Below are 13969 nucleotides of genomic sequence, written 5' to 3'. Positions count from 1 at the left end.
ACGTTTTTATGTATAAAAATATAAAACTATTTATAATATTTCTATGGAAATAAAATTTATAATAAGGGGGATTTTAAATGCAAAAAGTAGAAAGTTTTAAATTAGATCATACAAAGGTTAAAGCACCGTATGTTAGAAAATGTTGTGTTTTAGATGGATTAAAAGGTGATAAGGTAAGTAAATTTGATTTGCGATTCTTACAGCCTAATGTAGAATCATTTGGGACAGCTGCTATGCATGCATTGGAACATTTATTGGCAACATATTTAAGAGAAACACTAGATAATATAATTGATTTATCTCCAATGGGATGTAGAACAGGATTCTATCTTATAGTATGGGATGATGTAGATTCGTCTGTAATTAAAATTGGTCTAGAAAAAGCATTGAAAATGGTAATAGATTCAACAGAAGTTCCAGCTGCTACACCAATTGAATGTGGTAACTATAAGGATCTATCTTTATTTGGAGCAAAAGAATATGCAAAAAAAGTATTAGAAGAAGGATTCTCTTTAAATATATATGGAGAATAAATGATAGCAAAAGGGTCTAATAACTGTGAAAATTAAAGATTATATTAAAAATAATATATTAATATTTGATGGAGCAATGGGAACTATGCTCCAACAAAATGGATTAGAAATAGGAGAAAATCCAGAGTTATTTGGCTTAAAAAATCCAGAAGTACTAATGAAAATCCATAAGATGTATCTAGATGCAGGATCTAATGTAATAACAACAAATACATTTGGAGCAAATGAATTAAAATTAGATAAATTAGGATATACAGTTGAAGAAGTTTTAGATAGTGCTATAAAAATTGCTAAGATGGCTATTGAAAAAGCAGATAACTCTAAACCTAGATTTGTAGCACTAGATATAGGCCCGATAGGATAAATGTTAGAGCCTACGGGTAAATTAAGCTTTGATAGAGCTTATGAAATATTTAAAAGGCAAGTTATACAAGGGGTAAAGTCAGGGGTAGACTTAATTATAATAGAAACAATGATGGATCTATATGAGGCAAAAGCAGCAGTTTTAGCAGCAAAAGAAAATAGTGAGTTACCAATATTCTGTACAATGACTTTTGATGAAGATGAAAGAAGCTTTACAGGATGTACACCAGAAAGTATGGTTGAAACTATTCAAAGCTTAGGTGTAGATGCAATAGGAGTTAATTGCTCTTTAGGCCCTAAAAAACTTATACCTATAATTGAGAAGATAACTAAAATAGCAACAGTTCCAGTAATAGTTAAAGCTAACGCAGGATTGCCAAATATAATAGATGGTAAAGCATATTATAATATGAATGAAAAAGATTTCTATAAAGGAGTAGAAGTTTTTATAAGGCTAGGAGTTAGAATTATAGGTGGATGTTGTGGAACAAGTCCAAAATTTATAAAAGAGATATGTGACAATATTAACAATATAAAATTACATAAAACAAAAAATGATTATAAATCCAACATTAGATACAATAGGTAAAAAGTAAAAATTAGGGTAGATATTTCCACCTCAATTGATTAAATCAGCTGAAACAGTAAAATTTTCTTTAAATATAATTAAAGATCATTTATTAAAAGAAAATAAAAATAATATATCAAAAGGAAAAATAATTGTAGCAACAGTACAAGGTAACATTCATGATATAGGAAAAAATATAGTTAAGATAATGTTAGTAAATTATAGATATAAGGTCATGGATTCATGAAAAGATGTACCTATAATGGATATTGTACAAAAAGCTAAAGAATATAATGTAAAACTTGTAGGATTAAGTGCATTTATGACTACAACACTTAAAAATACTATAAAAGTTTTAAGAGAAAATAGAATAGATACAAAAGTTTTTGTAGGTGGAGCTGTTTTAACAGAAGAATATGCTAAGAATATAGGTGCAGACTATTATTCAAAAGATGCAAAATCAGCAGTTGAGATAGCAAAGCTTAGTTTTTAACTTAAAATAAAAAAATAAGGGTTTAACCCTTATTTTTTTTGTAAAAATCTGTATAAATGAAATTTAAAATCGAAAAATGTAGAAAAAAAGCATAAGAATGTGATAAAATGGGAAGGTGATTCTTAGGGAGGGTACGAAAAGATATGATGGAAAATAACCAAAGGTATACATTAGTTTTCGGAGTATCAGTTTTTGATATATGTGGATTTACAGATAGTAACTATAGATGTAATGATTCTAACCCAGGAAAAGTAAGGACATCATTCGGAGGAGTATGTAGAAATATAGCTGAATGTATGTCAAGGGTAGGAGTTAATACTCAGTTTATATCTATCCTAGGTGATGATGAAGCTGGTAAAGCAATGCTAGAACATTCTAAGCAAATGAACTATGATATGAGTAATTCATTAATTATAGAAGGTGGACATACACCTACTTATATGGCCGTTTTAGACGAGCACGGAGAAATGGTGTCTGCAGTAGTAGACATGAAAATAATAGATAAATTTACAACTGAATTTATTGATTCTAAGGCTGATATAATAAGAAACGCCGAATATATGATACTAGATTCAGATAGACCTGATATAGTAGAATATATATTAAAGAACTTTAGTGGAAACACTAAGTTTATATTAGACCCTGTATCAGCGGCTAAAGCAAAAGAAGTAAAACATTTAATAAAATACTTCCATACAATAAAGCCAAATAGATATGAAGCTGAAATAATGTGTGGAATGAAAATAAAAAATGATGAAGACTTAAGAAAAGCAGGAAGATACTTCATCGACTTAGGTATAGAAAATGTATTTATAACATTAGATGAAGATGGAATCTACTACAATAATGGAGTAGAAGAAGGTAAAATTAAAGCTAATGATGTAAATGTTGTAAACGTTACAGGTGCAGGAGACTCATTTGTAGCAGGTATAGCATATGGATATGCTAACAAGTGCAACTTAATAGATACACTAAAGTTTGCTATATCAATGTCTACAATAACTATATCTACAGAAGAAACTATTCATCCAGAGATGGGATTTGATTTAGTTCAAAAGTACGTAAATGATATAATTTGGAGTGAAGTAAAATTTGATAAATAAAGATTTTACTAAATCGAATAAATTATATATAATTTAAGTACAATAAACCTAGTATTAGAAATTAATCTATATTATAATATAGATAGATTAATATAAAATTTTGTCGTCAACAAAGTTAAAATAGGCTAAGTTTTTATAACTTAGCCTATTTTTTTATATATAGATATTTTACTAGAAAGCCCAATTTCCATCCTTAAATATTTGTATAGTATCTCCATTATTTGTTTCACCAATAATATTCATATCAGAAGAACCTATCATAAAATCAACATGAGTTAAACTATCGTTTATTCCGTACTTATCAAGATCTTCATCTTTTATATTATCACCATTTTTTATACAAGTCTTATATGCAGAACCTATTGCAAAATGACAAGATGCATTTTCATCATATAAGGTATTAAAGAATACTATATTAGTATCAGATATAGGAGATTTAAATGGAACTAAAGCAACCTCACCTAAATAATGAGAACCTTCATCTGTTTCTATAAGCTTTCCTAATGTCTCATAACCTTTTTTAGCAGTATAGTCTATTATTCTACCATCTTTAAATGTTAAGGAAAAATTATCTATAACATTTCCACCATAAACTAGTGGTTTTGTACTATAAACAATTCCATTAACTTTAAATTTATGAGGTAAGCAAAATACTTCTTCAGTTGGTATATTAGGATTAAATTTAACTCCATTAGGGTCAACCGAAGCACCACTTAGCCATATATGACCCTCTGGTAATTCCATAGTTAAATCAGTTTTTTCAGATTTAAATTTTAAAACTTTAAAGTTTTTATCATTTAAGAAATCCATTCTTAGTTTTAAATCATCATTATGTTTTTTCCATGCTTTAATTGGATCTTGCCCATCAACTCTAGAACATTTAAATATAGCATCCCATAGTTTATCTATAGCTTCATTTGAGGATACATTAGGGAATACTTTTTTTGCCCAAGCCTCAGTAGGTACAGATACGATACTCCACTTACACTTATCAGTTAATGTATAAGATCTCCATTCTTTTAAAGCTAATCCAGAAGCTTTTTGATAATTAGCAACTCTTTGAGGATCAACATCCTTTAATAAATCTGGGTTAGCAGCATGAATACTTAAAAATGCACCTCCCTTTTTAGCAATATCAACATATTGATCAGCTATCCATCTTGGGAATTCATTAAACACTTCTTTAGGTGCATTTAAGTATCTTATTAGAGTACATTCTTCATCAGACCACTCTACATATACATTTTTAGCACCTATATCATAAGCATGTTTAACAACTTTTCTTACAAATTGAGCACACTCGATTGGTGATCTAACAAGCAATTCTTGACCGGGTTGAATATTAACACCAACTTTAACTGCTAACTCAGCATACTTATCTAAATTTTTATTAAAATCCATATAATACCTCCAATGTTAAGTTAAGTAAAATTTATATATATTTTATTATATCATACTTATATTTTAGGGAATAACTAAGAGAAAAATACTTATTTTAAATTGATTTATATAATAATAAGTAATGTGTATATTTATAGGTAAAAATAATATAAATTAATATAGATTTTATATTAAATATATGTACAAAAATATTTAAAAGAATTTATAATAGAGTAATGGAGATAAATCGATGAAGTAAGGCAATTTAAAATAAATTGTTAAGTTAGGAGGAAATAGATGGAGTTATATGATGCTATTTTTTATAGAAAATCTATAAAAAATTATTCAAATAAAAGTATAAAATCATCATTAATGGAAGAAGTTAAGTGTCTATGTAGCAATATAACTTATCTAAATGAAGAATCAAATATAAAAGCACATGTAATAGATAGAGGGCATTTAATTCAATTTTTAATGGGAAAATCATGTGATATAAAAGCTCCTCATTACATAGTAATAACATCTAATAAAGGTGAAGATTATTTAGAAAATATCGGTTTTGCAGTAGAAGAGATTGTGTTAGGGTTAACATCTCTAGGAATAGCTACATGCTGGATACAATCTAATTTAAAGAGAGAGGACGTACTAGAGTTTATTAATTTTGAAGACATAGATATTGAAGATGAAGATTATGAACAGAAGTTAGAGAGACCATATGTTATAATTGCATTTGGATATGCAGAAAAAGAAGAAAAGCTTTTTAAATCTATGAATTCAGAACCAGACAGAAAAAGATTAAAAAAGATTTGTAAAAAAATTGATAAAAAGTGGATTAAAGTTCTTAAAGCAGTTAGATTCGCTCCTTCTATTAAAAATAGCCAGCCATGGGTATTTTACGCTAAAGATTATGGATTTGATGTATATGAAGAGAAGCCTAAAAAAGGTATAGTAAACGAATCAAAAATAAGTATGGGTATAGCATTAAAACACTTTTATCTAGCATGTGAAAGGTTTAATATAGATGTAAAGTTTGAAAAAATAAATTTAAAGAAAAAAAGAGGCAAAAATTATATTTGTAGTATAATTGAAAATAAATCTATTGAATAAAAGAACTGTTGACATACTTTAAATTTAATGTAATAATTGTTTTAAGAAAAATAGATAAAGCTTTAATTTACTCCAGAGAGAGTTTTAAGCATTATATTAGTTAAATAAAAATAAAATACACCTTAAATTTAGTCCAGAGAGTCTAAGAAGGTTATATAATATAAACTTGATTACATTATAACCCTTTATCTGGATGATAAAGGTTTTTTTTATAAAAATAAAAAATGAATAAAGTCTTTTAAAATAGTCCAGAGAGGCTGAGAAAGATATCTAAAAACTAATTATGGATTTAAAATTAAGTTTAGATAGAGTCCTTATACCTCTTTATAGGTATAAGGACTTTTTTATTAGATAAAGGCTTTATTAAAAAGGAGAAGGCATATGAGAAATGGTAAAGAAAAATTAATAGTTGCAATTGACACTAATGAATTTGATAAAGCTAGAGAGTTAATAGATAAGTTAGAAGATAGTGTAGATATATTTAAAGTTGGTTTAGAGCAATATGTAGCAACAAGAGGAAAAACAGTAGATTACTTAAATGAAAAAGGAAAAAAAGTATTCTTAGATCTTAAGTTTCACGATATACCAAATACGATGCAAAGTGCAGTAAGAGCAGCAGTAAGAGATAAGGTATGGTTAATGACAATACATGTATCTGATATGGAAGGTATGAGACAGTGTGCTTTAGCTGCAAAAGAAGAAGCAGAAAAATTAAATATAGAAAAGCCAATAATAGTTGGAGTTACAGTTTTAACATCTTTAAGCAATCAAGATTTACAAGATATAGGATGTAACATGAATACAGAAGAATTAGCTATAAAGAGAGCTAAGTTAGCTAAGGAAGCAGGAATAGATGGAATAGTTTGCTCAGCTCAAGAAGTTGATAAGATAGTAGAGGCTTGTGGTAAAGATTTCGTGACAGTTTGTCCAGGAATAAGACCTGCATCGTCAGAAGTAGGAGATCAAAAGAGAGTTGTTACTCCAGCTGATGCAATAAACAGAGGAGCTCACTACTTAGTTGTCGGAAGACCTATAACTAAAGCAGAAAATCCAAGAAAAGCAGCTGAAAAAATAGTAAATGAAATAGAAAATGCTTAGGGGGTAGGTTAAATGAAGGGTAAATTAATATTAGAAGACGGAACGATATTTGAGGGAAAAGCCTTTGGATATTTAAAGGATAGCGTAGGGGAAGTAGTATTCAATACATCAATGACAGGTTATGGTGAAGTTTTAACTGACCCATCATACTATGGTCAAATAGTTACAATGACATATCCTCTTATAGGAAACTATGGAATAAATTTAGAAGATGTTGAGTCGAAAGGTGTTCATGTAAAAGGATTTATAGTAAGAGAAAAGAGTGACACTCCTAATAACTTTAGATGCGAAATGGATATAGATACATACTTAAAGCAAAATAAAGTAATCGGTTTAGAGGGGATAGATACGAGAGCTTTAACAAAGATATTAAGAAATAACGGTACAATGAGAGGAATAATAACTTTAGAAAATACTTCATTAGAAGATGTTAAGGCTAAGTTAGAAAGTTTCTCAAATACACAGGCAGTAAAGACAGTAACAAGAAAAGAAATAGAACGTATAGAAGGAAATGGACCTAAAGTAGCAGTTATGGATTTTGGTGTTAAGCAAAATATACTAAGATCATTTGCATCTCGTGGTTGTGATGTAACAGTATTCCCTGCATTAACTAAGCCAGAAGAAGTATTATCTATAAACCCAGATTTAATATTCTTATCAAATGGGCCTGGAGATCCAGAAGATTTAGAAGAAGTAATAGAAAATATAAAAGAATTAGTAGGTAAAAAGCCAATAGTAGGAATCTGCTTAGGACACCAACTTTTAGCTTTAACATTAGGTGGAAAAACAGGAAAACTTAAATTCGGACATAGAGGTGGGAACCATCCAGTTAAAGATTTAGAAGAAGGGAAAGTATTTATAACATCTCAAAATCATGGGTACTATGTATGTGAGATGCCAGAAAATATGGAAGTTACTCATATAAACTTAAATGATAATACAGTGGAAGGTATGAGACATAAAGAATTACCAATATACAGCGTACAATATCATCCAGAAGCTTGTCCTGGACCAAAAGATAGTGATTATGTATTTGATAAATTCTTAGAATTAGTATAGTTGTTATAAATATTTAAGAGATTAAGGAGATTAAGATTATGCCTAAAATAGAGAGTATAAAAAAGACATTAGTACTGGGATCAGGGCCAATAATAATAGGTCAAGCGGCTGAATTTGACTACTCAGGAACTCAAGCGTGTCAGGCTTTAAAAGAAGAGGGAGTAGAAGTTATATTAATAAATAGTAACCCTGCAACGATAATGACGGATCAAGAGATTGCAGATAATATATACATAGAGCCATTAACAATAGAATTTATAGAAAAAATAATAGAAAAAGAAAGACCGGATAGTTTATTAGCAGGAATGGGTGGTCAAACTGCTCTTAATTTAGCTGTTGAATTACATGAAGCAGGTATACTTGAAAAGTATAATGTTGAAATAATAGGAACATCTGTTGAATCTATAAAAAAAGGTGAAGATAGAGATACATTCAGAGAAGTAATGAGACAAATAAATCAACCAGTAGTAGTAAGTGATATAGTAACTGATTTAGAAAGTGGATTAGAATTTGCAAATAAAATAGGATATCCAGTAGTTGTAAGACCTGCATACACATTAGGTGGAACTGGTGGAGGTATAGCTGAAACCGTTGAAGAATTAACAGAAATACTTACTCAAGGTTTACAATTAAGTCCAGTTAAACAAGTACTACTTGAGAAAAGTATAAAGGGTTGGAAAGAAATAGAATACGAAGTAATAAGAGATGGTAATGGAAACTGTATAACAGTATGTAACATGGAAAATATAGACCCTGTTGGAGTGCATACAGGAGATAGTATAGTTGTTGCACCTAGCCAGACTTTAAGCGATAAAGAATATCAAATGCTTAGAAAAGCATCTATAGATATAATAAATGCAATAGAAGTTAAAGGAGGATGTAACGTTCAAATAGCGCTAAATCCTCATAGTTTAGAGTATGCAATAATAGAAATAAATCCTAGAGTTTCAAGATCTTCAGCTCTTGCATCGAAAGCTACAGGATATCCAATAGCTAAAGTTGCAGCAAAAATAGCTTTAGGATATACATTAGATGAAATAGAAAATGCAGTAACAAAGAAAACTTACGCATGTTTTGAACCAACTCTTGATTACGTAGTAGTTAAGATACCAAAGTGGCCATTTGATAAGTTTAAGCAAGCTAACAGAAAGTTAGGAACAAAGATGATGGCAACAGGTGAAATAATGAGTATAGGAAGTAACTTTGAAGCAGCTATGCTTAAAGGTATAAGATCTCTAGAAATAGGAAAATACTCATTAGTTCATGCTCCTTCTGAAGAAAAGAGCTTAGAAGAATTAAAGGCTAGTATAGTAGTACCAGATGATGAAAGACTATTCGACTTAGCTGAAATGATAAGAAGAGGCTACAAAATAGATATGATAGAACAAATCACTGGTGTAGATAAGTGGTTTATAAATAGATTCAAATGGATAGTAGAGCAAGAAGAAAAGTTAAAAGGAATGAAGATAGAGGACTTAACTAAAGAGTATCTTCTTGAATTAAAGAAAAAAGGATTCTCAGATAAGGGGATATCTGACTTAATGAAAATAAGTCCAGAGAAAGTTTATGAATTAAGAACTTTATATAGCATAAAGCCTGCATATAAGATGGTTGATACTTGTGGTGGGGAGTTTGATGCATTATCTCCATACTACTATTCAACTTATGAGCAATATGATGAAGTTGTAGTAAATGACAAGAAAAAAGTTGTAGTTTTAGGCTCTGGTCCTATAAGAATAGGTCAAGGTATAGAGTTTGACTACTGTTCAGTTCACTGTGTTAAAGCACTTAGAAAGATGGGAATAGAAACTATAATAGTTAACAACAACCCAGAAACAGTAAGTACAGACTTCGATACATCTGATAAATTATACTTCGAACCATTAACAGAGGAAGAAGTATTAAACATAATAGAAAAAGAACAACCAGATGGAGTAATATTGCAATTTGGTGGTCAAACAGCTATAAAGTTAGCTAAATTCTTAGATGAAAAGAGAATACCAATACTAGGTACAAATTTTGCAGATATAGATGCAGCTGAGGATAGAGAAAAGTTTGATGAATTATTAGAAAAATTAAATATAAATAGACCGAAAGGGAAGGCTGTATGGTCAGTTAAAGAAGGTATAGAGGAAGCTAGTAAATTAGGATACCCTGTACTTGTTAGACCATCTTATGTACTTGGAGGTCAAGGTATGGAAATAACTTATGAAGAGCATAAGTTAGAAGCATACTTACAAAGTGCATTTGAAAGAGATAAGAAAAACCCAGTACTTATAGATAAGTATTTAACTGGTAGAGAAATAGAAGTAGATGCAATTTGTGATGGAGAAGAAATATTAATACCAGGTATAATGGAGCACTTAGAAAGAGCTGGTGTTCACTCTGGAGATAGTATAACTATGTATCCTAGCCAAAATGTATCTGATGAAATAAAAGCTAAAATATTAGACTATACTAAGAAAATAGCATTAGAGCTTAACGTACTTGGAATGGTTAACATACAATTTATAGAATTCCAAGGGGAATTATATATAATAGAGGTTAACCCAAGAGCAAGTAGAACAGTTCCATATATAAGTAAGGTAAGTAAAGTGCCAATTGTTGATTTAGCAACTCAATGTATGTTAGGAGCTAAGTTAAAAGATTTAGGATATGGAACAGGAGTATATAAAGAGCCTAAGTTAATATCAGTTAAAGTTCCAGTATTCTCTATGTCTAAGTTATCTAGAGTTGACGTAAGTTTAGGGCCTGAAATGAAATCTACAGGAGAAGTTTTAGGTGTAGGGGAAACTTTAGAAGAAGCGCTATATAAAGGATTTATAGGTGCAGGAAAGCAAATGTCTGATGAAAGAGGAGTTGTGCTTGCTACTATAAATAATTATGATAAAGCTGAATTTATGGAAATAGCAAAAGATATGAAAGAACTAGGATATACATTTGTGGCTACATCAGGAACAGCTAAGAGTTTAGAAGAAAATGGAATAGAAGCTACTGTAGTCAATAGAGTAGAGGAATCTAGACCAAATATATTAGATGCAATAAGAAATAAACAAGTTGATATAGTGATAAATACTCCTACAAAAGGTAATGACTCAACTAGAGATGGATTTAAAATAAGAAGAACTGCAACTGAGTTCTCAACTGAAGTAATGACATCTTTAGATACATTAAAAGCTTTAGTGGGTGTTAAGAAAAAGCAAATAAACAAATCTAGATTAGAAGTTTATGATATAGCAAAGTAAATATTAGATATATAAAATAGCTACCTTAAGTATGAGGTAGCCATTTTATATATTAAGCATTATTATATCTCTAAGTTGAGAATTTATATATTTTAATTTATCAAAATCTGAAATTCCATCTTCGTCTAATATAAGCTTTATTGATTTTAAAGCACTTTTTAATTTAAATTCTTCTTCTCTTTGTAATTCAAGTATTCCTTCAACTATACTTTGTCTATTTAATTCAATCATATTTATACCCCCTAGAATATATTTATCTAAATTATGGACATAAATAGAAAAAATATACCTAAAGACTATAAGCTATTAATTATTTTATAGCTTACAGTCTTTAGGTTAACTTATATAAATAGACTAAATTTTTATCTCCTATAAATTCTTCTTTTGAGATTTGTACCTTCACAATAGAATCTAGGATGTATATATGGAGCAAATTTACTAAATGTTAATTTAAATTTAGAAGTTCCAAACTCTTCCTTTGCAAGTTGACCAGCATCAAAATACACTACTAACCCATCATTTTCAAGATAAAAAGCTTGATCATCAGTAATAAAAAATTCAACATTCTCAAAGTATAAATCTTTATTCTGGTTTATTTTATAATTTACATAGTCAGTAATAACTTTTATATAATCTACACCTGGATTAAATATATCTTTTAAAGCGATTTTATTTCCAGTAAGTAAATCATAATTATAGTTATACAATGTATCGTACCTAGGTAAATTATTTCCGGAAAATCCTAATACATTGATAATAACACTAAGCAAATGATTTTTATTAAAGGTAACTGCAAAATTAGAAAATGCGCTATAAATTCTTTTTTCTTCAGGTTTATTATCAGCTACAGTTGAGTTATAATCCTGTTCTTCTTTTGCAAGGCCATCTCTAAAATCATTAACATCTTCTTTTATAAGATTACTTATATTATTTAATATAGATGGATTTGCGAAGAAATATCCGGTATTAAAATTAAAGAAAGCTGGATATTGAATATTGTAGTGAAAAGTAGAGCCTCTAGAAAACTCTTCATTGAAATCAGTATAAATAAGATTATACAGACAATTACTTGCGGGTTGAGAATTAGACACAAAGAATCCCCCTTTATTTAGATTATCAATTACAATATAATATGCGATGAAAATTTAAATTATTAATAATAAAATAAATAAAATAATGTTTGTAAGAAAGCAAATGAAAGTATATAAACTATTTAAAAGAGCGAAAATATAACTAAATATGGTATAATACAGAAGATTAAAAAGAATTTTTGACAGGAGGAATATAATGTTAATATTAGCAGATAAATGGAAAGATTATGAACTTATAGATATGGGTAACGGAGAGAAATTAGAGCGTTGGGGTAATATAGTATTAAGAAGACCAGATCCTCAAGTTATGTGGCCGATTAGAAATGAAAGTGGGTTATGGAAAAATCCACACGGTCATTACCACAGAAGTGAAAGAGGTGGAGGACACTGGGAAACTAAAAAGAAATATCCTGAAAAGTGGACTATCAGTTATAAAAATTTAAAATTTAATATAAGCCCAACAGGATTCAAACATACAGGTTTATTCCCAGAGCAAGCAGCTAACTGGGATTGGTCTATGGAAAAGATAAAAAATGCTGGAAGACCTATAAAGGTATTAAATCTTTTTGCATATACAGGAGGAGCTACAGTTGCATGTGCAGCTGCAGGAGCTGAAGTTTGTCATGTAGATGCATCTAAAGGTATGGTTACTTGGGCGAAGGAAAACTTACACACATCAGGACTTGGAGATAGAAAAGTAAGATTTATAGTAGATGATGTTGTTAAATTTGTGGAAAGAGAAATAAGAAGAGGTAATAAATACGATGCTATAATAATGGATCCTCCATCTTATGGAAGAGGACCTAAGGGAGAAGTATGGCAAATAGAAGAAAAATTATATGGATTAGTAGATTTATGTACTAAGGTATTATCAGATAATCCTTTATTCTTCTTGATAAACTCATATACAACAGGTTTATCTCCAATAATATTAGAACATATACTAGATGCTACAGTAGCTAGAAAAGCTAAGGGTGGTAATATATATGGTGGAGAAATAGGAATACCAACATCAAGAGATGGAAAAGTTCTTCCATGTGGTATATTTGGAAGATGGGAGAGTAAGTAATGGTAAAAGTTATATATGAAGATAACCATCTATTAGTTGTAGAAAAGCCTGTGAATATACTATCACAAGGTGATGACACTAATGATAAGGATATGGTTAACCTTCTTAAAAACTATGTAAAGGAAAAATATAATAAACCAGGAAATGTGTTTATTGGATTAGTACATAGATTGGATAGACCAGTAGGTGGAGTAATGGTATTTGCTAAAACTTCAAAAGCAGCATCTAGATTATCAGAACAAGTTAGAAACAAAAGTTTTAAAAAAACATATAGAGCTGTTATACATGGAGCTATGAATAAAAAAGAAGATACTTTAAAAGATTATCTTTATAAAAATAAAAAAACTAATATGGTCAGTGTTGTAAATAAGAATCATAAAGATTCTAAAAATGCTGAATTAAATTATGAGACTTTACAAGTTAAAAATAATTTTAGTTTGGTTCAAATAGATTTGAAAACTGGAAGACCACATCAAATAAGAGTTCAATTTGCAAGTAGGAAACATCCTTTATTTGGGGATCAAAGATATGGTCAAAATGTAAATAAAATTGGGCAACAAATTGCACTATGGTCTTATAAAATAGAAATAGATCATCCTACAACAAAAGAAAAAATGGAGTTTATTTGTGAGCCACCAAAAGAACTTCCATGGAATTTGTTTGATAAATAAAAGGGCTTTATAAAATTTATTTTGTGTACTACATAAAGACAGAATAATTATTCTGTCTTTATGTTTATATATTTAAAAATAAACTTTATAGATGCTCTATTTTTATTTTAAGATATGAAGTTTAAAAATAATAATATATTTGATAAGTAATATAAATATTGATTAAACTATTATAGTATAATAGTTTAA

Annotated in this window: 13 protein-coding genes and 1 pseudogene; 11 read left to right on the top strand and 3 right to left on the bottom strand. The window is 29.2% G+C overall.

All coding sequences use genetic code 11. The features are described from left to right. The first annotated feature begins 77 nt into the window (after positions 1 to 77). The 5 genes and pseudogenes from EIH23_RS13345 to EIH23_RS13335 all read left to right on the top strand — a co-directional run bounded on the left by EIH23_RS13345 (position 78) and on the right by EIH23_RS13335 (position 3060). Positions 78 to 533 (top strand): S-ribosylhomocysteine lyase, encoded by a 456-nt coding sequence (locus EIH23_RS13345; RefSeq protein WP_122640895.1) that lies wholly within the window; start codon positions 78 to 80, stop codon positions 531 to 533. A gap of 76 nt (positions 534 to 609) precedes the next feature. After that, positions 610 to 1485: pseudogene (locus EIH23_RS13340) on the top strand (homocysteine S-methyltransferase family protein). Positions 1486 to 1519: 34 nt separating this feature from the next. Next, entirely contained in the window at positions 1520 to 1711 is a 192-nt protein-coding gene (locus EIH23_RS17030; protein ID WP_330566296.1) for a hypothetical protein, read from the top strand. A 15-nt stretch (positions 1712 to 1726) separates the two neighbouring features. Beyond that, on the top strand, positions 1727 to 1957 hold the full coding sequence (locus EIH23_RS17025; RefSeq protein ID WP_330566295.1) for a cobalamin-dependent protein: 231 nt from the start codon (positions 1727 to 1729) through the stop codon (positions 1955 to 1957). Between the two features lie 143 nt (positions 1958 to 2100). Continuing rightward, entirely contained in the window at positions 2101 to 3060 is a 960-nt protein-coding gene (locus EIH23_RS13335) for a carbohydrate kinase family protein (protein WP_164489081.1), read from the top strand. A 171-nt stretch (positions 3061 to 3231) separates the two neighbouring features. On the opposite strand, the gene EIH23_RS13330 is transcribed toward EIH23_RS13335, so the two are convergent. Then, positions 3232 to 4461, bottom strand: coding sequence for an aminopeptidase (locus EIH23_RS13330; RefSeq protein WP_122640894.1), 1230 nt, complete (start codon positions 4459 to 4461; stop codon positions 3232 to 3234). 276 nt (positions 4462 to 4737) lie between these two features. Between EIH23_RS13330 and EIH23_RS13325 the strand changes: the two genes are divergently transcribed. From EIH23_RS13325 to carB, 4 genes are all read left to right on the top strand, one after another. Continuing rightward, entirely contained in the window at positions 4738 to 5547 is an 810-nt protein-coding gene (locus EIH23_RS13325; RefSeq protein WP_122640893.1) for a nitroreductase family protein, read from the top strand. A gap of 381 nt (positions 5548 to 5928) precedes the next feature. After that, positions 5929 to 6645: an orotidine-5'-phosphate decarboxylase gene (gene pyrF, locus EIH23_RS13320; protein ID WP_122640892.1), complete on the top strand. Its 717-nt coding sequence runs from the start codon at positions 5929 to 5931 to the stop codon at positions 6643 to 6645. A gap of 12 nt (positions 6646 to 6657) precedes the next feature. Then, positions 6658 to 7704: a carbamoyl phosphate synthase small subunit gene (locus tag EIH23_RS13315; RefSeq protein WP_122640891.1), complete on the top strand. Its 1047-nt coding sequence runs from the start codon at positions 6658 to 6660 to the stop codon at positions 7702 to 7704. Positions 7705 to 7742: 38 nt separating this feature from the next. Then, positions 7743 to 10949, top strand: coding sequence for a carbamoyl-phosphate synthase large subunit (gene carB, locus EIH23_RS13310; protein ID WP_122640890.1), 3207 nt, complete (start codon positions 7743 to 7745; stop codon positions 10947 to 10949). 45 nt (positions 10950 to 10994) lie between these two features. On the opposite strand, the gene EIH23_RS13305 is transcribed toward carB, so the two are convergent. Together EIH23_RS13305 and EIH23_RS13300 are read right to left on the bottom strand one after the other, a co-directional pair. Continuing rightward, entirely contained in the window at positions 10995 to 11180 is a 186-nt protein-coding gene (locus EIH23_RS13305) for a hypothetical protein (RefSeq protein ID WP_122640889.1), read from the bottom strand. A gap of 131 nt (positions 11181 to 11311) precedes the next feature. Continuing rightward, entirely contained in the window at positions 11312 to 12040 is a 729-nt protein-coding gene (locus EIH23_RS13300) for a DUF3298 and DUF4163 domain-containing protein (protein ID WP_122640887.1), read from the bottom strand. A gap of 196 nt (positions 12041 to 12236) precedes the next feature. Between EIH23_RS13300 and EIH23_RS13295 the strand changes: the two genes are divergently transcribed. Together EIH23_RS13295 and EIH23_RS13290 are read left to right on the top strand one after the other, a co-directional pair. Next, positions 12237 to 13109, top strand: a complete 873-nt coding sequence (locus tag EIH23_RS13295) for a class I SAM-dependent methyltransferase (protein ID WP_122640885.1) — start codon at positions 12237 to 12239, stop codon at positions 13107 to 13109. After that, positions 13109 to 13780, top strand: coding sequence for an RluA family pseudouridine synthase (locus EIH23_RS13290; RefSeq protein WP_122640884.1), 672 nt, complete (start codon positions 13109 to 13111; stop codon positions 13778 to 13780). The genes EIH23_RS13295 and EIH23_RS13290 overlap by 1 nt, the downstream gene beginning before the upstream one ends. The last annotated feature ends 189 nt before the right edge of the window (positions 13781 to 13969 follow it).

It is taken from the genome of Romboutsia sp. Marseille-P6047 (genome assembly GCF_900604535.1).
Classification (GTDB): domain Bacteria; phylum Bacillota; class Clostridia; order Peptostreptococcales; family Peptostreptococcaceae; genus Romboutsia_E.
This window is presented reverse-complemented; position numbering and strand designations above follow the sequence as displayed.

Bases quoted from the DNA above. Each gene is read 5' to 3' on its own strand.
- EIH23_RS13315 (WP_122640891.1), top strand. From the start codon at position 6,658: ATGAAGGGTAAATTAATATTAGAAGACGGAACGATATTTGAGGGAAAA.
- EIH23_RS13345 (WP_122640895.1), top strand. From the start codon at position 78: ATGCAAAAAGTAGAAAGTTTTAAATTAGATCATACAAAGGTTAAAGCA.
- pyrF (WP_122640892.1), top strand. From the start codon at position 5,929: ATGAGAAATGGTAAAGAAAAATTAATAGTTGCAATTGACACTAATGAA.
- EIH23_RS17025 (WP_330566295.1), top strand. From the start codon at position 1,727: ATGGATATTGTACAAAAAGCTAAAGAATATAATGTAAAACTTGTAGGA.
- EIH23_RS13305 (WP_122640889.1), bottom strand. From the start codon at position 11,180: ATGATTGAATTAAATAGACAAAGTATAGTTGAAGGAATACTTGAATTA.
- EIH23_RS13290 (WP_122640884.1), top strand. From the start codon at position 13,109: ATGGTAAAAGTTATATATGAAGATAACCATCTATTAGTTGTAGAAAAG.
- EIH23_RS13295 (WP_122640885.1), top strand. From the start codon at position 12,237: ATGTTAATATTAGCAGATAAATGGAAAGATTATGAACTTATAGATATG.
- EIH23_RS13325 (WP_122640893.1), top strand. From the start codon at position 4,738: ATGGAGTTATATGATGCTATTTTTTATAGAAAATCTATAAAAAATTAT.
- EIH23_RS13330 (WP_122640894.1), bottom strand. From the start codon at position 4,461: ATGGATTTTAATAAAAATTTAGATAAGTATGCTGAGTTAGCAGTTAAA.
- carB (WP_122640890.1), top strand. From the start codon at position 7,743: ATGCCTAAAATAGAGAGTATAAAAAAGACATTAGTACTGGGATCAGGG.
- EIH23_RS13335 (WP_164489081.1), top strand. From the start codon at position 2,101: ATGATGGAAAATAACCAAAGGTATACATTAGTTTTCGGAGTATCAGTT.